Source organism: Luteibacter sp. HA06, assembly GCF_054061215.1.
Map to the genome: position 1 here is coordinate 4944332 of NZ_JBSSDZ010000001.1, position 24228 is coordinate 4968559.

Below are 24228 nucleotides of genomic sequence, written 5' to 3' on the forward strand. Positions count from 1 at the left end.
GGATTCCGATCATGAGCATTCTTGTCACTGGCGCCACGGGTAACATCGGTTCCGCCGTCGCAGCGCGCCTTGCCGAGGCCGGCGCCGATGTCCGCGCGCTCACACGCAACCCCGACAAGCTCAAGGCGCCCAAGGGCGTCCGTGCTGTCGCCGGCGATCTTACCGACGTTGCATCCGTCCGCGCCGCCCTCAAAGACGTCGACACCCTGTTCCTGCTCAACGCCGTCGTGCCGGATGAGCTCACCCAGGGCCTGGCAACGCTGGCCCTGGCCCGCGACGCCGGCATCCGTCGCATCGTCTACCTGTCCGTACTCAACGGCGATCGCTTTACCGACGTGCCGCACTTTGCCGTGAAGTACACGATCGAGCGGGCGATCGAACAGTTCGACCTGCCGGTGACCGTACTGCGCCCTTCGTACTTCATGCAGAACGACGCGAGCCTGCAGGTGCCACTCACCGAACATGGCGTGTATCCGATGGCGTTGGGCAATGTGGGGGTGTCGATGGTGGACATCCGCGACATCGCGGATATCGCCGCTGCCGCCCTGCTCCGTCGCGAGCGGACGGCAGGCGCGCTACCGCGTGAAGTGATCGAACTAGCGGGCCCCGATGCGCTTACCGGTGAGTCGGCTGCGCGCATCTGGAGTGAGGCGCTGGGTCGCCCCGTCTCGTACGGCGGCGACGATCTCGACGCCGCCGAGGCCGCCATCGCGCGCAACGCCCCAGGCTGGGCGGCTTACGACCTGCGCCTGATGCTCGCCCGCTTCCAGTCCGACGGCATGCTGGCGAAAGCCTCCGCGACCGACATCATGACCTCGCTGCTCGGGCGCGCACCGCGCAATTACCGCGATTTCGTCCGCGAGACAGCCGCCGCCTGGAAGCAGGCGTAACGCGAGCGACTCAGGCTGCCGCCTTCATCGCTGCAATGTCGATCTTCTTCATCTGCATGAGGGCGGCCACCGATCCGGGGCTCTGCACCAGGGCCTCGATGTCGGCCGGCACGATCTGCCAGGACAAGCCGTACTTGTCCTTGAGCCAGCCACAGGCCTGCGCGTTCGGATCGCCACCGGCGGAAAGCGTGTTCCAGTAGTGATCGATCTCGGTCTGGTCGTGGCAGCGCACAACCAGCGACACCGCTTCGTTGAATTTGAAATGCGGCCCACCATTGAGCGCCGTAACCTGCTGGCCGTCGAGTTCGAAAGCGGCGGTCATGACCGAATCGAGGGGACGCCCGGAAGCTTCCGATGATTCCTTCGTATACCGCGTGACGCTGGTAATCCGCGAGTTCGGGAAGATCGAGACGTAGTAGCTAGCGGCTTCCTCGGCCTGGGTGTCGAACCAAAGGAACGGGGTGATGCGCTGGAAACGGCCTGACATGGTGTTTCTCCTCCGGGGCCGTGGAGTGGCCCTTCATGGAAACGTCGAACGGGCCGGGCGCGAATCGACAGGTCTTCCGGCAGGTGCCGGCAAACCCGCCGGCTCTTAGGATGCACCGGGACAAGGAGAACGACCATGACGACGGAAGACTGGCTCAAGCACGGCATCGATGCCGCCTGGTGGGTTTTGCTGGTGTTTTGGGTGTGGAGCGCCTGGGGTAACAAGGCGGCGGCGCGCGGCGAACCCTGGCTGACCCGGCTCGCCCTCTACTGGCTTCCGCTGGCCGCGGCGTTCCTCCTGCTCGGGCCTGGCGAATGGTATGGCCACACCTGGCTGCGCGAGGGCATCGTGCCGCACACCGTGCCGTTCTTCGCTGCCGCCCTGGTACTTGTCGTGATGGGTGTTGCCCTGGCCATCTGGTCGCGCGTTGCGCTCGGGCGTAACTGGAGCAGCGTGGTCCAGATCAAGCGCGACCACGAGCTCATCGAAGCTGGCCCTTATCGTTACATTCGCCATCCCATCTACACGGGCATCCTGCTGGCCTTCATCGGCTCCGCGGTGAAGGTGGGCGACGTGCGTGGCATCTTCGCCGTGCTGATCGTCTTCGCTTCGTTCTGGCGCAAGCTGCGCATGGAGGAACGCATGCTCGGGGAGACGTTCGGGGCTGCATACGCGGCATACCGACACCGCACCAAGGCGCTCTTGCCCGGCATCCTCTGAGTCAACGCACCGCTGGCGTCACTCCTTATCCGGCTTGTGCTGTGGGTCGCCGGAGCCCGTATTGACCGGTTCGACGGGCTTGGGGCCCTCGCCGTGGTTCGGGTCACCGGATCCGGTCGTGGGTTCGTCGTATGTATCGGACTCTTTCATGAGGGGCTCCGCGTCGCGAACGCCCAGCAGAGCACTTCTGTCGTCAACGTCACGTCCAAGGCGGCAGCGCCCGGTTCGCGCTAGGCTGCGCCGATGACTGCCTCTGCCGCCTCACCCTGCGACAACCTCACCGGCAGCGACGCCGTCGACTGCAGCGAAGCCGCCCGACGCTGGACGCTCGTCGCTGCGGTGGTCGGCTCCGGCATGGCCTTTGTCGACGGCACCATCGTCAACGTCGCCCTGCCCGCGATCCAGCGCGCCATGAACGCGACCACGGCCGACGCACAGTGGGTGATGGAGAGCTACGCCCTGCTCGTCTCGGCGCTGTTGCTGGTTGGCGGCGTGCTCGGCGATCACTACGGGCGGCGGCGCGTGTTCGTCATCGGTGCGGTCGTCTTCACGCTCGCCTCCCTCGGCTGCGCCGCGTCGACGAGCGTCGCCTGGCTGATCGGCATGCGCGCGGTGCAGGGTGCCGGTGCCGCCCTCCTTATTCCGGGGAGTCTTTCCCTGATCACCTCCGCGTACCCGAAGGAGCGCCGTGGTGCGGCCATTGGAACCTGGTCGGCTTTCAGCGGCATCACGGCGGCGATCGGTCCGGTACTCGGCGGCTTCCTCGTCGAACACGTGTCGTGGCATTGGGCATTTTTGGTCAACCTGCCGCTGGGCATCGCACTGGTCACCATCTGTTACTGGCGCGTACCCGAGAGCCGGGGAAAAGAGGCCGGACGCGTCGATATCCTCGGTGCCGTGCTTGCGACGATCGGGCTGGCTGGCGTTGTCTACGCATTCATCGAGGCACCGATGCATGGGTGGCTCTCGCCGGCCGTGATCGCATCCCTCGTTATCGGCGTGATTGCGCTGATCGTCTTCGTTGTCGTCGAGATGCGCATCGCCGAGCCGATGCTTCCGCTCGGGCTGTTCCGCGACCGCGACTTCGCCGGGGCGAACATCCTGACGCTGCTTCTCTACGCCTCGCTCGGCGGCAGCCTTTTCTTCGTACCACTGAACCTTATCCAGGTGCAGGGCTATGGGGCCACCGGCGCGGGTGCGTCGTTGCTGCCTTTCATCGCGATCATGTTCCTGCTGTCGCGGTGGACCGGGCGGCTGGTCGACATCATGGGTGCGCGCATACCGCTGATCGTCGGGCCGACGATTGCCGGCGTCGGTTTTGCGCTCTATGCGTTGCCCGGCGTTGGCGGCTCGTACTGGACGACGTTCTTTCCGGCCGCGTGCGTGCTGGGCCTGGGCATGAGCATCACTATCGCACCGCTGACGACGACGGTAATGAACGCGCTGAGCCCGGGACTCGCCGGCACCGCCTCCGGCGTGAATAACGCCGTGTCCCGCGTGGCCGGCCTGCTTGCCATCGCGGTGTTCGGCATCGTGCTTACACAGGGTTTCAATACGGCGCTGCAGGCGGGGCTCGCTTCGGGCGTACCGGCGGACGTCGTGCAGAGCGTGATGGCGCAGAAGGCGAAGCTGGCGGGCATCGAGGTGACGAACGAGGCGGCGCGGCAGGCTGTCGACGCGGCGTTCGTTGCCGGGTTTCGGCGGGTGATGGTGTTGTCGGCGGGGCTGGCGGTTTTATCGGCGGTGGCGGCGGGGGTGTTGATCCGGCCTGCCGTGAAGGCTGATCGGCCGCAAACTGGCCCGCTGCCGCGGGATCGCCGCTGAAGCGGCTCCCACAGGGGCAGTCCCCTGCCGTGCGGGACGCTCTTGTGGGAGCCGCTTCAGCGGCGATGCTTGTGCGTCAGAAACCCTTCTGGACCTGAACCCAAGCGCGCATATCGTGCGATTCACCGGCCAGAGCCGGACGCGCGCCGATCGGGTGCGACACATCCGCGCTGAGCGACCACTGGTCGTCACCCTGCCAGCGCATGCCCAGGCCGATATCCTGCGTATGCGCGCTGTTCGTGCCTGGGGCGAAGCCATCCTTGTAGACGCTCACCCGGCCGGCATCGGCGAACGCCAGCGCCGTCCAGCTGCCCGGCATGCCGATATGCAACGTGCGACGAAACTCGAGGTTCACCATCTGGCCCTGGCTGCCGGCCAGCACGCCGGTGTCGTAGCCACGCACGTTGTTGGCGCCGCCCAGGTAGAACTGCTCCGCGGTGTCCAGATTCTTGTTCGCCCACTGACCCTGGAAACCCAGGTATACGGCGTTGTTCTCGGACAACTGCTGCAGACGCGCGACGGAGACCGTGTACTTCAGGTAGTGGCCCCTGGTCTGCGCACTGATGGCGTCGATGAACTGCGCGAACGCATCGTCGAAACCGAGCAAACCGTAGGTCGCGGCGATGTTGAAGTTGGTCACGCCATGCGCATCGCGCTGGTCACCCGCCAGCGTGGCCGTCCACCCGTAGGTGTGGCGCAGCGTCCGAATGCCGACGATGTCGATCGAATCGTTGAGGTGACGACGGTCGTAGCCGAGCTGGCCGTACAGGTTGCCGTCCGTGGAACGGATGAACGGCTGGCTGACGAACAGGCTCGCCACCTGGGCCGTACCATGCGCGTCGAGAACTCGCAGGTCACCCTTGAGCTTGTAATCAAGCGCGGAGACCGACGCACCGAGCACGGTGCCCTGGCCGTTGAGCAGATAGCGATAGCCAAGGCGACCGTAGTTCATGTTCGAGCCGGCCGACAGCGCCGTCGCGTCGAGAAGGTCACCCTGGTGGAGCAGGCCGTTGACGTTGAAGGTGCCGGTGAGACGGGCACGGCCCGTGTACTGGTTACCGTAGTCGTCCAGCGCGACAAGGCCGGTATAACGAGGGCGGTCGTCCGTGCGAACGGCAAGGTCGGAGGTGCCCGGCTCGTCGCCGGGACGGAGCGCGGAGGTCTCTAGTACGCCGGGGATATCGCCGAGCAGCAGCAGGCTGCGATCGAAGCCGTGCGAGGTGATCGGTGCGCCGCTGGTGAGCGGATCGAGCGTGGCCTTCAGCGGACCATCGTGCGTCGTGCTGTGGTTCTCGAGCACCACCTTGCCCAGACGTGCCTCCTGCACGGCGATACGGACCGTGCCGCCACTGAGCGTCTGCGCAGGTACATAGGCCAGCGTCAGGGGATAGCCCTTGGCGCGGTACTCCGCCGTGATGCGATCGGCCAGCGCATTGAGCTCACGCAGCGTGATGTCCTTGCCTTCGCCGGAAGCGACGAGCGCGTGCAGTTGTTCCGCAGGGATCAGCGTAGCGCCAGTGATCTGGATAGTCGTCACGTGGAATGGCGCGCTGTCGCCCTGGTCCGTCGATGCATGCGGTGCAAGCTTCAGCCCGGTGTCATCGGACTTCGACGGCTGCGGTGTAGCCGGCACCTGGCGCAGCAGATCGCCGCTCTGCGGTGGTCGTACCTGCGCAGCCGCGGTGGACGACAGTGCGAGGAGGATGCAAGCGGCGAGCAGGTTCGTGGCGCGCCTGGAGAAAGTGTTCATGGTCATCAGGAAACCGATACAAAAGAGGGGACCAAGTCGTGCGTGGCGGTGCGATGCATCACTGCATCGCATCCGCGGGTAGCCGCACACCGCCATCGACGACCTGCAACGACAAGCCGGGCACGAAGTCCGCGCGCTGCACGTTCTTCTCGACCGGCTGGCGGGTCTTCTTGTGATTTCCGGAGAACGGGCCGACCGTGACGTTCGAGGCGACGCCGTAAGGCGTGGCGATGAGGTCCGGTCCCAGCACCGAGTCGATCTGGGTCACCGCAATGGCGGAGGCACCCTGCGATGAGCTCTGGTTGATGCTGGCCGTGGTCTGGGCCGAGGTGTTGAACGCGTAGTTACCCGCGTCGGCGCCCGTGGCGTAAATGCCGGTGACCGACACTGCCTTGCCCTGCCCGATCGCCGAATCGCCGAACAAGGCACTGAGGGCACCGAAGGCGATCACGTCGCCCGGCAGGATGCCGCTGCTCGAGAGCGTGGCACGATCCGTCGTGTTGCCATCGAAGAACTTGTCCGTGCCCTGCGCATCGACGATGACCGGACGCTTCGTGATGCTGGCGGTCGTGGTCGGGTTGAAGATGAGCGTGTAGTTAGCGGCATCGCCACCAGAGATCGTGCCGTTCACGTCCACCGTCTTGCCGTTGCCGGCATTCTTGTCGACGAAGGCGCCGCCGGTCGCCAGGCTGACCTGGTCGCCGCCGAGCACACCGCTCAGCGTGCCATGCGTCACAGCACCCGTGTTCCCGTCATAGACCTTGTCGTCTGCCGAGATACCCGCGTTGATTCCAAGCGGCGTCACAGTCGCGATGTGGTTGCCACCGACCAGCGTGTAGTTGGAAGCGAGGCCTGCCCCGTCATCGTTGAGGGCGAGGGACCCGAGACCCGCCAGCGGCCGGTCGGTCGCGACGTTCTTGCTACCGAGCACGCCCTGGCCGCTGAGGATCAGACTCTCACCCGCCACACCGGCAATGACGCCGGCGCTGCCGAACATGCCCGCAGAGGCGACCGTGCTGCCGTCGTATACACGCGTGCCGTCGAGGTTGAGCACGACCTTGAAGATGTCGGCCAGCGTGGTCGTGTTGGTGGTCAGCGTGTAGTTGCCCGCGTCCGCACCCGTGAGGGTGCCCGCAACGTTCACCGTCTTGCCGCTGCCGGCATTCTTGTCGATGAAGTCGCCCAGCGTGCTCACGCCGAGGTGATCGCCGGTAAGCACACCCGTGAGCGTGCCGCTGGTCTGCGCCGTCGTGTTGCCGTCGTAGGTTTTGTTACCGGCGATGATGTTTCCAGCGATGCCAAGCGGCGTGATGTTCCCCGTCGTCAGCGCCGTGGTGTTGAACACGTAATTGCCTGCGTCGGTACCCGACGCGGTGATGCCGTCGACCGTAATGACCTTGCCATTCGAAGCATTCTTGTCGCTGTAGTTCGCGCTTGCCTGGGCAAAGGTGATCTGGTCATTCGTGACCACGCCCGTGGAGCCCAGTCCAGCGACGGCCAGGGTATTGCCATCGTAGACTTTATTGGAACCCGTGGCGTCGACCACGATCTGCTTCGGCGTGATGGTGGCATCGTTCGTGCCGCCGACGAGCGTGTAGTTGCTGCCAAGCGCCGCGCCGTTGCCCTGGAGGCCCAGGGTGCCGAGCGACGTCAGCGGCTTGGCGGTGCCGACGTTCTTGTCGCCGACCGAGCCAGCGCCGCTCAGGGTGAGCGTGTCGCCATTGATGCCTGCAACCTGGAAGTCACTGGCAAAGGCTGCCGCGGCGATCGTCGTCGATCCGTCGTATTCGCGCGTGCCGTGCAGGCTGAGGACGTAAGGCGTGATATTGGCCGTGGTCGTCGCCGTGTGGTTCCAGGAGTAGTTGCCGATGTCGGCACCGCTGCCGGCAATGTTGTTGACTGTCACCTGCTTGCCGTTCGCCGCGTTGGCATCACTGAAGTCCGCCGCGCCCGGGAGGAACGAGATCATGTCGCCGGTGATGAATCCCGTCGGTGTCAGGTTGTTCACGACAGCCGTGGTGTTGCCGTCGTATACCTTGTCATTCGCTGTGGCGCCGATCGTGATCGCGAGCGGCGTGATGCTAGCGAGCGTCGTCGTATTCGACGTCACGATGTAGTTGTTTGCATCGACGCCGCCAATCGTGCCGGCTACGTCCACGAGCTTGCTGCTGTCGGCGTTCTTGTCGCGGAACGCGCCTGTCGTCGTCGTGTACTCGATATCGTCGGAAAGCAGCACACCGGCAAGGGTGCCGTGCGTCGTCGCTACCTTCGTGCCGTCGTAGACCTTGTCGGCCGCGGTGATCGTGCCGCCGATTGCCAGCTTCGCAATATCGGCCGTAGTCGTTGTCGTCGGCGCGAACGTGTAGTTCGCAGCGTCAGTGCCACTGGCGGTGATCCCGGTGACAGTGACCGTCTTTCCGGTCCCCGCGTTCTTATCCGAGAACGTGGCGCCGCCATAGGCGAAGTTGACCGAGTCCGTGCCGAGCAGCGTCGGCGCGTTCAGGGTCACCATGGCGCCTGTCGTGGCGTCGTATACCTTGTTGATACCCGTCGCACCGACGGCCACCGTGTACGGCGTGATGCTGAAGGTCTGCGAGCCGCCAACGAAGGTGTAATTGCTGGCGAGAGCAGTACCATTGCCGGCCAGGACGAACTGCGAGATATCAAGATTGTTCGCCGTACCGGCCTTGTAGTTACCAACGTTCTTCGAGCTCGTTACTCCCGTGCCGGTCACCTTCAGCGTTTCGCCATTCACACCGGCGATCTGGGTGGGATTGGTGAGCATGGCCGCCGTGACATCCGTACCAGCGTCGTAGACGCGGGTACCCGTGAGATCGACCGGACGCGGGGTAACGTTGGCCAGCGCCGTGAGCGTGGTGTTCTTCACCGTGTAGTTTCCGGCATCCGCGCCGCCGAGGGTCACGGTGTTGACGGTAACCGTCTTTCCGTTGCCAACGTCCTTGGTATCGAAGTCGGCGCTTCCGTAGTTGTACGTCAGGGCGTCGGTGCCGAGCCTGCCCGTCGACCCGAGCGTCGCATTGGCCGTGGTTATCCCGTCGTAGACTTTGTTCGCCGCCGTTGCCGTCACGTCGATGCCGAGCGGATTGATGGTTCCGGTCAGGGTCGGTGCCGTGAAGTTGTAGTTACCGATGTCGGCGCCCGATACACTCATGGTATTCGCGACGGCCTTGCCGGTGCCGGCGTTCTTGTTATTGAATGTGCCGACCGTGGTGTTGTTGAGCGTGATGTCGTCGGAACTGAACTTTCCGACGAGATTCGCGCCACTCAGGGACGCACCCCTTGTCGCGTTGTAGTCGCGCGTCGCGACGACCGTGCCATCGACCGTGAGATTTGCTTTGGTGATCAGGGCGCTGCCGACTACCGAATAGTTCTGCGCCAGCCCGGTGTTGTTGCCGAGGATGAACGTACTGACGTCCGCGAGGTTCTCGTTACCGACGTTCTTCGAGGCCAGCGTGCCGAATCCACCCAGGCTGATCTTCTCGCCGTTGACGCCGTTGATCAGGCCGGTGCTGGTGAACAGTCCGGCATTCGCGATAGTCGTGGCGTCATAGACGCGACCGCCCGCCAGGGTGATGACGAAGGGCGTAATCGTCCCACGCGTTCCGGTGGCGCCGGTAGGAAGGATGTAGTTGGCGAGATTGGTGCCAGTCGCGGCCACGAAGTCGGACACGGAGAGCGTCGACTGCAGGCCGACATTCGTGCCCGCGTTTGCGCTGTTGTACAACGCGGTCGACGACTGCGGAATCGTCGCGTTCTCACCGGTAGCGAAACCGGTGAGGCTGTAATCGTTCGCGACCAGGGTGACCGATGTCGAACCGTCGTACGGCTTCGTCGGATTGCCGGTGATTGTGGCGGTGAGCTGGGCTTTTGCGATATCCGCCGTGAGGCCGCCGACCTGGTTGACCTGGTAGTTACCCGCGCGATCGCCACTGAGCTTGTAGCCCTGCGTCGTGACGGCGAGCCCCGTTGCTGCGTTAGCCGAGCGTGTACTGCCAGTGGGCTGCCGAGTAGTCGAGGGAAACCTGGCTGGAGTCCGAAGCGAAGACGTTGTCGAGCGAGGTGCCTGAATTGTTCAGCGTGATGACGGTCGTGCCGTCATACGTCTTTCCGTTGGCCTGCGCGCCGAGGATATTCAGCGTGAACGGTGAAATCGTCGCGCTAAGGCCCGTCAGCGGCACGAGGGTGTAGTTGCCCTGCTCCGCGCCGGTGATGCTGAAGCCAAGGGCGGTGACCGAACGTGCACCGGCATTTTCGCTGTCGAAGGTGCCGGTCGAGCCCTTCACCAGGGTCACCTGGCCAGCGTCCGATCCAACCAGGCCGGAGAGGAAGGCACTGCCGCTGTTAAGCGTCGCATTCGTGTTGGTGTCGTACACCTTGTTCTGTGCCGACACGCCGAGGATGTAAAGCGGCGCGGCTGTGATCGATCCGGGGCCCGTCGCCTCCAGATCCAGCGTGTAATTGGACAGATCGGTGTTCGAATGCGCGAGGTAGGAGGTCAAGGCCATCTCGGCCGTGATCGTCTTGCCTGTACCGACGTTCTTGTCATCGAAGGCGACAGACTTCGACGGAACGATATCGGCGCCTTCACCGGTAACGAAGCCGGAGATGGCGTAGTTGTTCTTGTTGAGTGTCACGTAGGTAGTGCCGTCGTAAACCTTGGTCGGCGAACCCTGGATGATCGCGGTAAGCGGTGCAGGGTTGATCGCACCCGTGCCGTACGCCACCGTGGAGAACGGGGTGTAATCGGACGCGACTGCGCCGCCGAACGGCACGTAGTCGGCCTGGGTCAGGTTCACCGTCACCGGCTGCGCACCGACGTTCTTGCTGGCGTAGATGCCGGTGGTCTTGGAGATGGTGAAGCCCTGGCCGTTCGGGAATCCAGCGGCGGTGCTCACCGTGTAATCGCCCGGGACCAGCGTGGCTATGGTCGTACCGTCATAGATGCGCGTCGGGCGCCCCGTGATCACCACGGTGACCTTGCTGCCATCGGCCTGGGTGATCGTGCCGAAGCCACTGATCAGCGACGGCAGGATGTAGTTCGATAGGTTGGTACCGGCAAGCGGGTTGAAGTCGCCCGGCGTCACCGTGGCCGACACACCCTGCACGCCGGCGTGACCGGTTTCATAGGTACCGTGGGTCTGCGTCACCGAGGCGCCTTCGCCGGCGATGAAGCCGTAGACCTGGTAGTTCGAAGCACCCAGCGTCGCATCGGAGTTGCCGTCGAAGACCTTGGTCGGGTTTTCGACGATCTGCCACGTCAGCGGCGCCTGCGCAATCGTCCCCAGCCCGGTGATGCTCGACTGGAAGGTGTAGTTCGAGAGCGTCGTACCGTTGTTGAGGTTGAAGTCGGAGGCTTCGATCTGCGCGGTCACCGTGCGGCTGCCGGCATCCTTGCTGTCGTAGTTCGCGCCAGCGCTCTGGGTGATGCTGCCGCCCTCGGTGCCCTGCCAGCCAAGGATGGTGACGTCGCCCGTGGTGATGTTCGCATTGGTCGAGCCGTTATAGACGCGTGTCGGGTTGCCGGTGATCGTCAGGTTCAGCGGAGCCGGCGTGATGTTTGCCGACATCCCGCCCGGCTGGGCGAGCGCGTAGTTGCCGGCACCTGTGCCGGTGAGCGTGAAGCCCGTGCCTGTCACGGCGATGCCGTTACCGACGTTGCGCGAGGCAAAGACACCCGTGCCGTTAGTGAAGCCGATGCCATTTCCTGCGTCCGCTGCGACGACACCGACCAGGCTCGGGTTGGTGTACTGCAGGATGGCCGCCGTGTTGGCGTTATACGTCTTGTCTGCAGCCGAGACGCCGCTGATCGTCAGCGTCTTGCGCGTGATCGAGCCACGCACATCGAGGGGATACACCAGCTGGTAGTTGGATGCCTTGCCGCCGGCCAGCGTGAAACCCTGCAGGTTGACGACCTTCGTGTTGCCGACGTTCGCGTCGGCGAACATGCCGACGCCCAGGCTGCTGTCGAGGGTGACGTTGTCGCCGGCGACCACACCGAAGATATTGGCGCGCGAGATATCCAGCGCGTCGTTGGCCGTGCCGTCGTAGACCTTGTCCGATCCGACGATGCCCGAGAGCTGCACCTTGGCCTGGTTGATGGTACCTGCACCGGTCGCAGTGGTCGGCAGCACGTAGTTGCTGAACTTGGTGCCGTTGGCTGCGACGAAGTTGGAGCTGACAAACGTGGCATTGACTGTGCGGGCGCCGGCATCCGCGGAGTCGTAACCCACCGTGTTCGGTTGGGCAAAGGTGATTCCGTCGCTGCCCTGCAGGCCGAGCATCTGGTAGTTGCTGGCGAGCAACGTCGCCGTCGTCGTCGCGTTGTAGGTCTTGGTCGGATTGTTGACGATGTTGATCGTGAGCTGGCGCGGATCGATCACACCGATATTCGCGCTTGAGTTCAGGCCGGCAAGCGTATAGCCGAACACCGGAATGGTGCCGGTCGCGTCGGTGAACGTGTAGTTGGCTGCGTTACCCGATGCCGTGACCTTGATGCCGCTTGCCGCATCCGACGATGTATAGGTGCCGGCACCGACAAGGGAGAATTTTTCGCCATTGAGGAAACCGGTGCGGGACAGGTTGGCATCGGTCAGCGGCGCGTTACCCGTGGAGGCGTCGTAGGCCTTCTCGCTGGTACCGACCAGACCGGTCACGGTTACGGTTGGGGCGAGCGCGTAGAGGAAGCCGTTGAGCCCTGCCGCAACCGTGTTCGGCGCGGTGCCGGCGGCTGCCTTGTACTGGATGAATCCCGCGCTCAGTCCGCCGGCGGTATTCCCGGCCGGGTTGGCGGAGTAGACCAGCCAGCGCCCCGTCGCGGAACTGAGCGCCGAGGCTCCCGCGTTGTTGATGAACGCATTCGCGGCGGTCAGCGTGACACCCGTGCCGCCAGCTATCGTGCCGCCACTGGCGAGCGTGATGTTGCCGGTGCCACCGCTGCCTGCCTTGAGTACGACAGCGCCCGCACCGGAGATGGGCGCGTTGACGTTGACGCCGCGGTACGCGTCGAGTGTGAGCGTCGCTGCCGCGTTGTTCCAGGTGATCGCCGAGTTGACGTTGATTTCGCCGACGCCGTTCGGATCCTGGATGCCAGGACCGGAGGCACCGGTCGCCGTCGTCGTTTCGGTGACGTTGGTCCCGCCCTCGAGCGTGCTCGATATGGTCGCCGCCGCGGTGCCGTCGATCGTCAGGTCATACGGATCGACCAGCCACGTGCCGGCCTTGCCCTTGGGCGCGCTCGCATTGATCGACGCCGCGCCGATATGCGCAAACGCCGCCGATGTCTCGATACTGCCGCCGTTGCCGCCATTCGGCGCGCTGGCATCCAGCGTGCCTTCCACGTTCACGTGACCGGCCTGCATGCCGCCGAGCAGCACGATCTGGCCGTTATGGTTCTCCACGGTCTGCGCACGGACGACGCCCGTGTTATTCACCGTGCTGGCCAGCAACGAGTCCGCCGCACCCGCCGTCATGAACACGCGGCCGCCATCGGCCTGCACCAGCTGGCGATTCTCTACGAGGTTGTCCAGCGTGCTGCGGTCCACCTGCAGGTGAAGCAGCTGGCTGCCGTGGAAGGTCAGCGTTACGGCGCTGCCGCCACCCATCGCTACCGTGCCGAGCGTTGCACTGATGTTGCCCTGGTTGGATACCGTGTTGCCGAGCAGCGCGACATAACCGCCGTTAGCCGCGCGGATGGAGCCCTTGTTGACGACACTGCCCTTGCCGTTACCGCTGAAGCTGCGCGTGTTTGACGAGAGCGAGCTGTCCGAAGTATCGAGCGTGGAAGCGACGAGGCCGCCCACGTTCACCTGCGAACCCTGGCCGAACAACACGCCATTCGGATTGATCAGCCACACCTGGCCGTTGGCGTTGAGGTGGCCGTCGATCGCCGACGCGCTGTTACCGAGGATGCGGTTGACCGCGATGGCATCCCGACCCGGCTGGACGAAATTCACCGTCTCGTTGGGCGCGATGTCGAAGGTCTGCCAGTTCAGCGAGAGATGCTGGCTGTTCTGGTTGATCGTAGTGATCGCGCCGTTCTGATTGATCGCACCGCTACCGGATACGATCTGTCCGCCCGTCTGGCCGGCATGCGCTGCATTGGCTGCGCCTAGCGCCAGCGCGATGCTCACGGCGATCGCCGCCGCGCGGGGGGCCTTCGCAGCGGAGCCGGAACGTGCCGCGGGACGGCTGTTGCGGGCGAGTTCGCTGGCAGCGACCCACTGCGAGGTGGCGACGTTCCAACACAGGCGATAAATACGATTCATTCGAGCAACCTTCGGTCGTGAGCGCATGCACAAGCAGAGGCGTACCCAGCGGCTGCCGAGTCGAATGGTTGCTATTGGGCCCCCCTGCGGGCCGCGCATGGCCGATGTAGGCACGTGCGCGTTTTCGGCATGTTAGCCGATAAGTGTGATGTGCATCACATTTGAGTTGTGAAGGCTGTCGCGTTATGGATATTTTGATCCGGGCGAAATGATCAAGACTTGCTCAGAACCCTCACGCTGGCGAGGCCAGCTCCACGCAGAAGTCGACGAATGCGCGCACCTTCGGCGGGGAGTTCTTGCGAGATGGATAGAAGGCGTACAGGGGAAAGCTCTCCTCCGCCCAGTCCGGAAAGAGTTCGACCAACCGGCCGTCAGCCAGCGCGTCCTGCACGCTCACGGCCAGCACCTGCGCGATCCCCGCGCCAGCGATGCACACGGCGAACATGATTCCCGAATCCGTGACGAGCAACGGACCCGTGGTGTCGACCGGCACGACCTTGCCCTTGCGGTGAAACTCCCACTCGAACGGACGCCGGGTGACCGGATCGCGGAACTGGATGCACCGGTGACTGGCGAGGTCCTTCGGCGTGGCCGGGCGACCATGCTGGGCCAGATAGGCCGGTGCGGCCACCGTGAGTACCCGGGTCTCGAGCAATTTGCGCCCGATCAGGGACGAGGAGGGCGGCACGCCGAAGCGCACGGCGACATCGATGCCCTCGGCGACGAGGTCGCCGAGCTCGTCGCGGGTCACGATCTCGAGCTCCAGTGCTGGGTAGCGCGCGAGGAAGTCGGCAAGATGCGGCGCGATCACCTGGCGGGCGAACATAGCGTCGAGGCTGACCCGTAGCCGGCCGCGCACCGCCTGTGAGTCGCCCGCCGCAGCCAGAGCCGCGTCTTCGATGCCCGAGAGCAGCGGCCCGACCTGGGCATAGAGGCGCTCGCCTTCATCGGTCAGGGTGACCGAGCGGGTCGTTCGGTGCAGTAAACGAACGCCGAGCCGCTCTTCCAGCCGGCTCACGGCCCGGCTCACCCCGGAAGGCGAGAGACCCAGGGCATCGGCCGCACGGGCAAAGTTGCCGGTCTCGACCACGGAAACCAGAACACTGAGGTTGCCGAGCAGGCGGCCGTCGGAAGACATGAGAGGCGACTCGTGATCGTGAGTCACGAAAGATCTGCCTCGGCGCATATTCCGTCAATAGACGTGGGCGCCTACCCTGTACCTCATCCCCACGCCCCGGAGCCACCCGTGACCGATACCCAAGCACGTACCGCCCTCATCCTCGGCGCCAGCCGCGGCCTGGGGCTTGCCCTCGTCGAGGAATACCTGCGCCGCGACTGGCACGTCGTCGCCACGGTGCGCAGCGAGACACCCACCGCGCTGGCTGCGCTCGCGGAAACGTCGGAGGGGCGCCTTCGCGTCGAACATGCCGATATCGCCCGAGGCAGCGACATCGATGCCCTGCGCCGGACGCTCGATGGCACCGCGTTCGACCTGGTGTTCGTCAACGCCGGCGTGATGACCCAAGCGCGCGACGCCAACGGCGCCACTATCTCCGATGAGGAGTTCGCCCACGTGATGGCGACCAACGTGCTTGGTCCGATGCGCGTGCTCGAATCTTTCGAGTCACTGGTGCCACGCTCCGGCACGCTGGGCGTGATGTCGTCGGGCCTGGGCAGCATCGCGAACAATGCAGACGGCGCCTGGACCGTCTACCGCGCGAGCAAATCAGCCCTCAACCAGATGCTGCGCAGCTTCGCCAACGCACGTCATGGTGATCCTCGCGCGGTGCTCGCCATCGCGCCGGGCTGGGTACGCACGGACATGGGCGGAGCCGACGCGGCCCTGTCGATCGAGGAAAGCATTCCGCGCGTCGTCGATGTGATCGAAGCGCATCGCGGCAAGGCCGGCGCCCATTACGTCAACTACCAGGGCCAGACGCTGCCCTGGTAAGTCGTTAAAGCCAGATCCGGATACCGGCGACCCAGCGCCGGTCCGTGACACGACGGCCGTCGTTGCGAGCAAGGTCGGCGGTGCTGCCCGTCAGGTGTTCCCAGGAGACACCGACGTACGGCGCGATCGAGCGGCGGATCTCGTAACGCAGGCGCCAGCCGCCTTCGACGCTGGAAACGCCTGACCGAAGCTGGCGCTGCACGTCGTCCTTGCCGTAGGCGTTGACCTCGATCTCCGGTTGCAGGATGAGTCGCTGGGTAAACAGCAGCTCGTATTCCGCGCGCACGCGCACGGCGGTACGGCCGCCCTCCCCCGCATATGCCGTGGCTTCCAGCTCGAACCAGTACGGCGCGAGACCTTGCACGCCGAATGCCGCCCAGTTGCGTTTCGGCCCTTCGCCGAGATCGCGACGAACGCCGAGCTGGGTGTCCCAGTAGGTCGCGACCGCGTGGCTCCAGAGCAATTCGACGTCGCCATCACGCGGACGATTGTCTTCGCGCTCGCCTTCACTGCGTAGCCAGAGTTTGTCGGCGTCGTTGCCGTACCAGCCTTCCGCTTCCCACGACTGGCCGTGACCGCCCTGCCCCGCGAAGGATTCGAGTCGGTCCAGCAAGAGCATGCCGACGGGAGCGGTATCGTCCATGTCCTTCATGGCCATGCCGTGCATGGCGCTGGATGGCACACCGTCGGACCAATCCGGGCTGCGCGCGTCGGCAGGTGCCTCGCCACCCTGCATGGCGCCCATCTTCATGCCGGACATGTTCATGCCAGGCATGCTCATGTCCGACATCTGGGGCTTGGGCGACATACCAGGCATCGTCGACATGTCGTGCGCGTCCTGTGAGCCTTCCTGCGTTGGCGCCGGTGTTGGTGCTGGTGCTGGTGCTGGTGCTGGTGCTGGATGTTGCATTCCGGGCATGTCCTGCATGCCTTGCGCTTCCTGCGCCATCGCCGGCGCGACGCATCCAAGCGCCAGGAGGGCAATCGCCATGCGCCTCACGACACCACCACTTCGCGGAACATGCCCGCTTCCATGTGGTACAGCATGTGGCAATGGAAGGCCCACCGTCCGGGGTTGTTCGCGTTCACCGCGTAAGTCACCTGCTGCGCAGGCTGCACGTTCACCGTGTGCTTGCGGACGAGGAACTCGCCGTCCGGCGATTCCACCTCGCTCCACATGCCATGCAGGTGGATCGGGTGGTTCATCATGGTGTCGTTGACCAGGCGCACCCGCAGACGCTCGCCGCGCCGGAAGTGCACCGGCGTCGCCGCGGAATACTTCACGCCGTCGAACGACCACGCAAAGCGCTCCATGTTGCCGGTAAGGTGCAGTTCGATCGTCCGCCCCGGTTCGCGCGTGTCCAGCGAGCCGCCGACGGTGTGCAGGTCGGCGTAGGTAAGCACTCGGTGGCTGCGTTCGCGCAGGCCGACACCGGGGTCGTCGAGATTGGTGCGCGGCATATCCACACGCATGTCGGTGCCGGGGCCGTACTCGGTACTCGCGTGGTGTGCCATCACCATGGTGCCGGCGTCACCGCTGCCTTCGGCCATCGAACCCATCATGTCGCGCATCGAAAGCCGTGGCTTTGCGTCGAGCGCCGGTACCTCGGCCCGCATGCCCTCGCGAGGCGCCAACGTCGCGAGGGCGAAGCCGGAGCGGTCGATCGACTGGGCAAAGATGGTGTAGGCACGATCCTCGCGGGGTTCGACGATCACGTCGTAGGTCTCCGCCGCGGAAAGACGCAACTCGTCCACGGTCACCGGCTCGACGTCCTGGCCATCCGCCGCCACCACGCTGAGGCGCAGACCCGGAATGCGCAGGTCGAAGATCGAATTGGACGAACCGTTGATCAGGCGCAGGCGCACTCGCTCACCCGGCCGGAACAGGCCAGTCCAGTTGCCTGCCGGTGCGGTGCCATTGACGAGATAGGTGTACGTGGCGCCCGACACATCGGCGAGGTCGGTCGGGTTCATCCGCATGCGGTTCCACATGCGCCGCATGGCAACGGCGTCACCAAAGCCCTTGGCACGCGCATCGCCCACGAAGTCGGCGACCGTAGGCTGGCTGAAGTTGTAGATGTCGCTGCGCGAACGCAGCTTTGCGTAGACGCGCTCGGGATCTTCGTCTGTCCAGTCGCTGATGAGGATGACGTGCTCGCGATCCACCGCGTGGCGTTCGCCGTCTTTCGGCGCGATGACGATGGCGCCATAGAGCCCACTCTGCTCCTGGAAACGGCTATGTGCGTGATACCAGTAAGTACCCGATTGCCTCACCGGAAAGCGGTAGGTGAACTCACTGCGTGCCGGAATACCGTCGAAGCTCAGGCCGGGCACGCCATCCTGGTCGAAGGGTACGACCAGCCCATGCCAGTGGATCGAAGAGACCGTGTCGAGCTGGTTGCGCACACGCAAGGTGATCGACTCGCCTTCGCGCCAGTGAAGCGTCGGGCCGGGAACGCCACCGTTCACCGTGACCGCCGTTCGCGCGCGACCCGTGAAGTCGACTGCGGCCTGGCGGATGTCGAGCGTCATGTCGACGCCCGACAACTCGCCCGCACTTCGCATCGGCTCGGTCGCCGAGGCCGGCCTGACGACGCCGAAGCCCAGCCCGATGCCGGCCACCGCCAGACCCTGGACGAAGCGGCGGCGAGGCAGATGAATGGTCGGTTCGCCTTGGTCGCGCATGCGTGGGGTTGGCCCGGAACATCGAAAGAATGCCGAGCGTAGCGAGCATGGATGACCGGCGACAACTCTGGAGAAGCCTCCGTGCGGTCTAGCGGTAGTGCACGTTGACCACGATGGACGCATTTGCCTCACCGGGGGTCACCGTCTGCCCCACGCGGCGATAGCGTGCACGGAACCCGTAGCTGCGCCCTTCGCGCACGGCGGGAAGGACCAGCGGGAGCAGGCTGTTGGGAATGGCCTGCTCGTCAGGGTCGTCGCTGCGTAGTTCGACGGCGACGCCCGTCGCGGGGCTTGCGCCGGTGATCTTGAACAGCGAGGCATCGTGGTCGTCGGCGGGCGCGGTGAAGCTCATCAGGATCTGGGTGGCCCGCTGGCAACCGGTCGAGACGAGGGCCTGTGAGACCCAGGGACTGCTTCCGGCGACAAGAAGGTCACGCCCATCGACCTTGCCGAGCGCGAAGGCGAGGTTGCGCGAGGTGAAGGCGCAGGTCGGCCGCTCGGGTTCAACGCGCGTGTCGCCGAGGTCTACCCAGGCCTGCGCACGATCGTCGAAACCACCGCGCGCCAGGGTTCCCTGCGTAAGCGGGCCGCCGGTGTCCACGGTGTCGGTCTTGATGAGCTGCACGCGGAAGTGTGCGTTCCTCAGGGGGGCGCTGAATGTCCACGGGATGTGTTCGCGATCGGGCACGAGACGCTCACCGTGCTGACCGTTGTCGAAATACACCCGTATGCCGACGCCCGGTACGTTGGTGCTGTAGATGCCCTCCCCCCGCGCACTGGGCGTCGCGAAAATGCCGAGCCCGGACGTGCGCGTCGGCTTGACGCATTTGAACTTGGCGGACGTCCACCCCGCGGTGTTTCTTTCTGCAAGGACGGTTCCCGCCGGTGCATCGACCGGAACCTGCACGGCGCCAAAAGAGAGGCCTTGGGGCCCGCCTTGCGAGGGATAGCTAAGGCAGCCTGCCTGCGCCGGCAGAGCGAACGAGAGGGCGAGCAGGCAGGCGAAACGGACAGCGCTGGCGTTGGACATGGCGGTGGCTTCACGGGAGGGGGCGGCATCGAGTCTGCTGCCGCTTTCACGCCCGGCCCATCAGGGAATGCTGAAAGATGACGGTCCATTCACCGCGTCGAGCCAATGATCCGCGCATGAGCCTGCAGGAATACCGTCGCAAACGTGACTTCGCCAGGACACGCGAGCCACCGCCCGACGGCTCGGCCGGTGCGCGCGGACGCGCCATCTTCGTCGTCCAGCTTCACCACGCCTCGCGGCGACACTTCGACTTCCGGTTGCAGGTAGGCGATGCCTTGCGTAGCTGGGCCGTGCCCAAGGGACCGAGTTTCGACCCCAAGGTGAAGCGACTCGCTGTCGAGGTGGAGGACCATCCGGTGTCCTACGCGGATTTCGAGGGGGATATCGATGAGGGTTACGGCAAAGGCCACGTCGACACCTTCGATCGCGGTGTGTGGTCCACGGCCGGCGATGTCGAAGCACAGCTGCGCAAGGGCCATCTCACATTCGAACTGTTCGGCAAGCGCCTCAAAGGTAGCTGGCACCTGGTACGCAGTGGCAAGAAGGAGCGCCAGCCTTCGTGGTTCCTGATCAAGGCAAGCGACGCCTACGCGAGTGACATCGAAGCGGACGACCTGATGGATGCAAAGATGCGGGAGAGCACCCGACGCGCGACCAGGGCATCGCCAGCGAAGGTCGCGGCGAAGAAAACGGCAGTTGCAGGAAAAGCACGGCCGAAGGCTAAGCCGAAAGCGCGCCGCGTCCCCGTCACGACACTCACCCGGGACGCCGGCGCACTCGAAGGCGCGCGCAAGGACAAGGCGTCGACGGACTTCTTCGCTCCCCAGCTTGCCAAGCTGCGCGAGACGCCTCCCCAGGGTGAGGCCTGGCTTCATGAGGTGAAGTGGGACGGCTACCGCATCCTGGCCAGCGTCGCCAAGGGAAAGGTGATGCTTTGGTCACGCAACGCCCTGCCCTGGAACGACCGGCTCCCGGAGATCGTCGCCGCTATCGAAGGCCTCGGCCTGGATAGCGCTCGTCTCGACGGCGAGCTCATTGCGCTGGATGCGCAGGGCCGCAGCGACTTCAACGCGTTGCAACGCACCTTATCGGGCGAGATGCAGGCACCACTCGCCTATATGCTCTTCGATATGCCTTACCTGCAGGGCTACGACCTCAGCAAGGTCGCGTTGAACGAGCGCAAGGCCCTGCTTGAACGACTGCTCTCCCATTCGCCCCACTTGCTCTCGTACAGCGGCCACAACCTGGGCGACGGCGACCAGGTGTTCGCCATGGCGATGGAGCAGAAACTCGAGGGCATCATTTCCAAACGCGCGGACGGAGCGTATCGAAGTGGGCGAAACGACGATTGGCTGAAGATCAAACGGCTGGAAAGTGACGAGTTCGCCGTGGTCGGCTACACGCCGGCGAAGGGCTCGCGGTTGACCTTCGGCTCGCTGCTTCTGGCCAGACCGGACCCCGACGGCGGCTGGACCTATGTTGGGCGCGTGGGTACGGGCTTTACCGACGAGATGCTGCGCGAGCTCGGCAAGACGCTTGCGAAGGGCGGCTCGAAGACACCGAGTGTGCGCATCGATGCCGTCGACCCTACCCTGCGTGGCGCGCTGTGGGTGCCACCGACCGCGGTGGCCGAGGTCTATTACCGCGGTATCGGCAACAAGAACCTCCTGCGCCAGCCGAGCTTGAAAACCCTGCGCGTCGACAAGGCTCCGAAGGATCTGCGTAGCTCGGATCGCGATATCGCCACGAAGCCAGCTCCCAAGTTGGCACGAGGCAATAAGAAAGAATCTTCAGCACGAGCCGCGAAGGGGAGCGGACGAGGACACACCGATACGGCAGGGTCCATCGTCATCACGCATCCCGATCGCGTGGTGTTTCCTGACGACGGCGTTACCAAACAGCAGGTCGTCGACTATTACCGGGCAGTCATGCCGTGGCTGTTGCCCGCCATCGCCGACCGCCCTACCTCGACCATCCGCTGCCCCGGCGGTATCGGCTCACCGTGTTTTTTCCAGAAGCACGTCATGGCTGGCCTCGAACACGTTGGCACGGCAAAGCTGAAGGAAGAAACCGGCTCACAGGCTGTCTATCTGTATCCGAAGGACGAGGCAGGCGTGATCGAACTCGTGCAATTCGGCGCCGTCGAATTCCATCCCTGGGGTTCGCACATTGGCTCGCCGGACATCGCCGACCGCGTGGTCTTCGATCTCGACCCTGGTGAAGACGTCGAATGGCGACGCGTCATTGCCGCGGCACGGATGGTAAGAGGCTTCCTCGAACAGCTAGGGCTCGTCTCCTTCGTGCGCACGACAGGCGGCAAGGGTCTGCACGTGGTCGTGCCGCTGAACCCGGGGGCCGACTGGACGACAGTGAAGGGCTTCGCACATAGCTTCGCCGACACCCTCGCCCAGCTGCATCCGCTGGAGTTCGTCGCGACGGCGAGCAAACGCTTCCGGCGCGGCAAGATCTATATCGACTACCTGCGCAACGGCCGCGGCGCCACGGCGGTGGCCTCGTATTCCCTGCGTTCCCGTCCGGGTGCCCCGGTGGCCGTTCCGCTGCGCTGGGAGGAGCTGGGCAAGCTCAAATCCGGCAACGCCTTCGATCTCACCACCGTGCCCAAGAGGCTGGCGCGCCTGAAGAAGGACCCCTGGGAAGGCATCGACACGGTGAAACAGGACCTCGATGCCGTGAATGAGACCCTCTCGGCACGCTAGCCGGGCGATCCAAGTAAACTGCCGCCTCATTCCTCCGTGACGACCCTATGTTCGTTTCGCTCCCCCGACTACTGCGCATCCCCCTCGCCTGCCTGCTGCTGTTCGTGAGCACGGTGGTGCATGTCCTGCCGCTCCTGCTGCTGACGCTGGTTCGCCTGATCATCCCGGTGCGCAGCATGCGCAACGGATTCGCCCCGGTCCTGGTGCATATCGCGGAGAGCTGGCTGAGCATCAACAGCTGGCTGTTCGGTGCGTTCACCCGCACGCAGTGGCAGATCGAAGGACTGGATGGACTAAGCACACGTGAGAATTATCTTGTGGTGTGCAACCACCAGAGCTGGGTGGATATCCCCGCGCTGCAGAAGATCTTCAACAAGCGCATTCCCTTCATGCGTTTCTTCCTGAAGAGCCAGCTGATCTGGGTGCCGCTGCTCGGGCCGGCCTGGTGGGCGCTGGACTTCCCCTTCATGAAGCGTCATTCGAAGCAGGAACTCGAGGCGCACCCGGAGCTGCGTGGCAAGGATCGCGAAGCGACCCGTCGTGCCTGCGAGAAATTCAGCCACGTGCCGGTGTCGGTGATGAACTTCACCGAAGGCACACGCTTCACCAAGGGCAAGCACGACGCGCAGAAGTCACCGTATACGCACCTGTTGCGGCCGAAGGCCGGCGGCGTCGCTTTCGTGATCGACGCCATGGGCGATGCGATCCGCCAGATGCTCGACGTCACCATCGTTTACCCGGCCGGGCCGGGCACGATGATGGATCTGATTGCCGGTCGTATTCGCGAGGTACGCATCCACATTCGCCGACTCGCCATCGATCCGTCGATGCGCGGCGATTACGAGAACGATGCGGTGTACCGCGAGCGCTTCCAGAACTGGGTCAACCAGCTGTGGACCGAGAAAGATGCACGAATCGCGGCGATGCTCAGACCGTAAAAGGCAGGGCAGGAGCCGCTCCGATGTGGGAGCCGCTTCAGCGGCGAAAAGCCAACGAAGCGAGGATGCGGCACGCCCATCGCCGATAAATCGGCTCCCACAGAGAGCTGAAGCTCGCCCCCCGCATCGTGCTGCTCCTACGGGGTGGCCGCTTCCTTTGCCAAAACTTCGTCCAGGCGTTCGCGGCCGGCGTCGGCGTAGGTCTTGCACGTCTTGCCTTCGCCTTGTTCCGGGTGCGGCGTAATCAGGACATCGCACGGCAATGCGGCGACGCGATCAAAAGTCTTGCGGAACTCGGCGACGTAAGCCGGGTGATCACTGAAGCGATAGCTGTCCGCCTTGAACGCATACAGGCTGTCGGCGAAAGCGATGTTCTTGCATGAGGTGCCTTCGCATGACTGCCACGTCCACGCCGTGCCGCCCGGTGTATGCCCCGGCGTGATGTGCGCGGTAAGGGTCAGCTGGCCCACATGCACTACGGTGCCATCGACGATATCGCCGTGCGCATCGACCTTCGGATACGCCTTGTCGCCCGGGTCGTATTGCGGGTCTTCGGGATACTTACCGCCCAGTTGCATCGCCGCCGCACCCTTCGCCGTCGCGCGTACGGGTGCGCCACTGTCCTTCGCCAACTGCGCGATGGCACCGGCGTGATCGTGATGCGCGTGCGTGTTGAGGATCAGCTTGATGTCTTCCACGCGGAAGCCGAGCTTGCGAATATTCGCCTCGATCAGCGTCGCGTTCGCCGTAAGCGGCCCGTCGATCAGCACGTGGCCCTGCGGCGAGGTGATCAGCACGGACGACAGGCCCTTCGTGCCGACGAAGTACGTGTTGCCGTAAATGACATGGGGTGCGACCGGCTGCGTCCATGCGGGATCGCTGGCGAAGGCGGGCAGGGCGGTGCAGCAGGCGAGGGCGAGCAGGGTGCGGCGCATATTGATGATCCCTGTG

General features: G+C 64.6%; 16 protein-coding genes. 6 read left to right on the forward strand and 10 right to left on the reverse strand.

The window, feature by feature from the left end:
* The first annotated feature begins 11 nt into the window (after positions 1-11).
* Positions 12-890: an SDR family NAD(P)-dependent oxidoreductase gene (locus tag ACVWWJ_RS22760; RefSeq protein WP_456969602.1), complete on the forward strand. Its 879-nt coding sequence runs from the start codon at positions 12-14 to the stop codon at positions 888-890.
* Between the two features lie 10 nt (positions 891-900).
* Here the strand turns inward: ACVWWJ_RS22760 and ACVWWJ_RS22765 are convergent, their stop codons facing one another.
* Positions 901-1377 (reverse strand): VOC family protein, encoded by a 477-nt coding sequence (locus tag ACVWWJ_RS22765; RefSeq protein WP_159896397.1) that lies wholly within the window; start codon positions 1375-1377, stop codon positions 901-903.
* Positions 1378-1512: 135 nt separating this feature from the next.
* On the opposite strand from ACVWWJ_RS22765, the gene ACVWWJ_RS22770 reads away from it, so the two are divergent.
* Positions 1513-2097, forward strand: coding sequence for a methyltransferase family protein (locus tag ACVWWJ_RS22770; RefSeq protein ID WP_456969603.1), 585 nt, complete (start codon positions 1513-1515; stop codon positions 2095-2097).
* 18 nt (positions 2098-2115) lie between these two features.
* Here the strand turns inward: ACVWWJ_RS22770 and ACVWWJ_RS22775 are convergent, their stop codons facing one another.
* The gene (locus ACVWWJ_RS22775) at positions 2116-2247 is read right to left on the reverse strand and encodes a hypothetical protein (protein WP_456969604.1); all 132 of its coding nucleotides are present in this window, start codon (positions 2245-2247) and stop codon (positions 2116-2118) included.
* A 93-nt stretch (positions 2248-2340) separates the two neighbouring features.
* Here ACVWWJ_RS22775 and ACVWWJ_RS22780 point away from each other — a divergent pair, with 93 nt between their 5' ends.
* The gene (locus ACVWWJ_RS22780) at positions 2341-3921 is read left to right on the forward strand and encodes a DHA2 family efflux MFS transporter permease subunit (protein WP_456969605.1); all 1581 of its coding nucleotides are present in this window, start codon (positions 2341-2343) and stop codon (positions 3919-3921) included.
* 76 nt (positions 3922-3997) lie between these two features.
* On the opposite strand, the gene ACVWWJ_RS22785 is transcribed toward ACVWWJ_RS22780, so the two are convergent.
* The 4 genes from ACVWWJ_RS22785 to ACVWWJ_RS22800 all read right to left on the reverse strand — a co-directional run bounded on the left by ACVWWJ_RS22785 (position 3998) and on the right by ACVWWJ_RS22800 (position 15094).
* A complete protein-coding gene (locus ACVWWJ_RS22785) occupies positions 3998-5677 on the reverse strand; it encodes a ShlB/FhaC/HecB family hemolysin secretion/activation protein (RefSeq protein ID WP_456969606.1) in 1680 nt (559 codons plus the stop codon).
* 52 nt (positions 5678-5729) lie between these two features.
* Positions 5730-9761 (reverse strand): beta strand repeat-containing protein, encoded by a 4032-nt coding sequence (locus ACVWWJ_RS22790; protein WP_456969762.1) that lies wholly within the window; start codon positions 9759-9761, stop codon positions 5730-5732.
* Positions 9667-13956: a YDG domain-containing protein gene (locus ACVWWJ_RS22795; protein ID WP_456969607.1), complete on the reverse strand. Its 4290-nt coding sequence runs from the start codon at positions 13954-13956 to the stop codon at positions 9667-9669. Before ACVWWJ_RS22795 ends, ACVWWJ_RS22790 begins: the two co-directional genes overlap by 95 nt.
* 232 nt (positions 13957-14188) lie before the next feature.
* Positions 14189-15094: a LysR family transcriptional regulator gene (locus tag ACVWWJ_RS22800; RefSeq protein WP_159895647.1), complete on the reverse strand. Its 906-nt coding sequence runs from the start codon at positions 15092-15094 to the stop codon at positions 14189-14191.
* 108 nt (positions 15095-15202) lie between these two features.
* Here ACVWWJ_RS22800 and ACVWWJ_RS22805 point away from each other — a divergent pair, with 108 nt between their 5' ends.
* Complete coding sequence (locus ACVWWJ_RS22805; RefSeq protein WP_456969608.1) at positions 15203-15907, forward strand: SDR family NAD(P)-dependent oxidoreductase; 705 nt, start codon at positions 15203-15205, stop codon at positions 15905-15907.
* A gap of 4 nt (positions 15908-15911) precedes the next feature.
* Here the strand turns inward: ACVWWJ_RS22805 and ACVWWJ_RS22810 are convergent, their stop codons facing one another.
* The 3 genes from ACVWWJ_RS22810 to ACVWWJ_RS22820 all read right to left on the reverse strand — a co-directional run bounded on the left by ACVWWJ_RS22810 (position 15912) and on the right by ACVWWJ_RS22820 (position 19622).
* Entirely contained in the window at positions 15912-16733 is an 822-nt protein-coding gene (locus ACVWWJ_RS22810; RefSeq protein ID WP_456969609.1) for a copper resistance protein B, read from the reverse strand.
* Between the two features lie 170 nt (positions 16734-16903).
* Positions 16904-18592: a copper resistance system multicopper oxidase gene (locus ACVWWJ_RS22815; protein ID WP_456969610.1), complete on the reverse strand. Its 1689-nt coding sequence runs from the start codon at positions 18590-18592 to the stop codon at positions 16904-16906.
* 88 nt (positions 18593-18680) lie between these two features.
* The gene (locus tag ACVWWJ_RS22820; RefSeq protein WP_456969611.1) at positions 18681-19622 is read right to left on the reverse strand and encodes a fimbrial protein; all 942 of its coding nucleotides are present in this window, start codon (positions 19620-19622) and stop codon (positions 18681-18683) included.
* 116 nt (positions 19623-19738) lie between these two features.
* On the opposite strand from ACVWWJ_RS22820, the gene ligD reads away from it, so the two are divergent.
* Positions 19739-22339: a DNA ligase D gene (gene ligD / locus ACVWWJ_RS22825; RefSeq protein WP_456969612.1), complete on the forward strand. Its 2601-nt coding sequence runs from the start codon at positions 19739-19741 to the stop codon at positions 22337-22339.
* Positions 22340-22386: 47 nt separating this feature from the next.
* On the forward strand, positions 22387-23277 hold the full coding sequence (locus tag ACVWWJ_RS22830) for an acyltransferase (protein ID WP_456969613.1): 891 nt from the start codon (positions 22387-22389) through the stop codon (positions 23275-23277).
* Positions 23278-23414: 137 nt separating this feature from the next.
* Here the strand turns inward: ACVWWJ_RS22830 and bla are convergent, their stop codons facing one another.
* Entirely contained in the window at positions 23415-24212 is a 798-nt protein-coding gene (gene bla, locus ACVWWJ_RS22835) for a subclass B3 metallo-beta-lactamase (protein WP_456969614.1), read from the reverse strand.
* Positions 24213-24228 lie beyond the last annotated feature (16 nt).

What these genes read in the sequence shown, in the direction of transcription:
- ACVWWJ_RS22760 (WP_456969602.1), top strand. Translation starts at nt 12, where the DNA reads ATGAGCATTCTTGTCACTGGCGCCACGGGTAACATCGGTTCCGCCGTC.
- ACVWWJ_RS22765 (WP_159896397.1), bottom strand. Translation starts at nt 1,377, where the DNA reads ATGTCAGGCCGTTTCCAGCGCATCACCCCGTTCCTTTGGTTCGACACC.
- ACVWWJ_RS22770 (WP_456969603.1), top strand. Translation starts at nt 1,513, where the DNA reads ATGACGACGGAAGACTGGCTCAAGCACGGCATCGATGCCGCCTGGTGG.
- ACVWWJ_RS22775 (WP_456969604.1), bottom strand. Translation starts at nt 2,247, where the DNA reads ATGAAAGAGTCCGATACATACGACGAACCCACGACCGGATCCGGTGAC.
- ACVWWJ_RS22780 (WP_456969605.1), top strand. Translation starts at nt 2,341, where the DNA reads ATGACTGCCTCTGCCGCCTCACCCTGCGACAACCTCACCGGCAGCGAC.
- ACVWWJ_RS22785 (WP_456969606.1), bottom strand. Translation starts at nt 5,677, where the DNA reads ATGACCATGAACACTTTCTCCAGGCGCGCCACGAACCTGCTCGCCGCT.
- ACVWWJ_RS22795 (WP_456969607.1), bottom strand. Translation starts at nt 13,956, where the DNA reads ATGAATCGTATTTATCGCCTGTGTTGGAACGTCGCCACCTCGCAGTGG.
- ACVWWJ_RS22800 (WP_159895647.1), bottom strand. Translation starts at nt 15,094, where the DNA reads ATGTCTTCCGACGGCCGCCTGCTCGGCAACCTCAGTGTTCTGGTTTCC.
- ACVWWJ_RS22810 (WP_456969609.1), bottom strand. Translation starts at nt 16,733, where the DNA reads ATGTCGACGATGCCTGGTATGTCGCCCAAGCCCCAGATGTCGGACATG.
- ACVWWJ_RS22815 (WP_456969610.1), bottom strand. Translation starts at nt 18,592, where the DNA reads ATGCGCGACCAAGGCGAACCGACCATTCATCTGCCTCGCCGCCGCTTC.
- ACVWWJ_RS22820 (WP_456969611.1), bottom strand. Translation starts at nt 19,622, where the DNA reads ATGTCCAACGCCAGCGCTGTCCGTTTCGCCTGCCTGCTCGCCCTCTCG.
- ligD (WP_456969612.1), top strand. Translation starts at nt 19,739, where the DNA reads ATGAGCCTGCAGGAATACCGTCGCAAACGTGACTTCGCCAGGACACGC.
- ACVWWJ_RS22830 (WP_456969613.1), top strand. Translation starts at nt 22,387, where the DNA reads ATGTTCGTTTCGCTCCCCCGACTACTGCGCATCCCCCTCGCCTGCCTG.
- bla (WP_456969614.1), bottom strand. Translation starts at nt 24,212, where the DNA reads ATGCGCCGCACCCTGCTCGCCCTCGCCTGCTGCACCGCCCTGCCCGCC.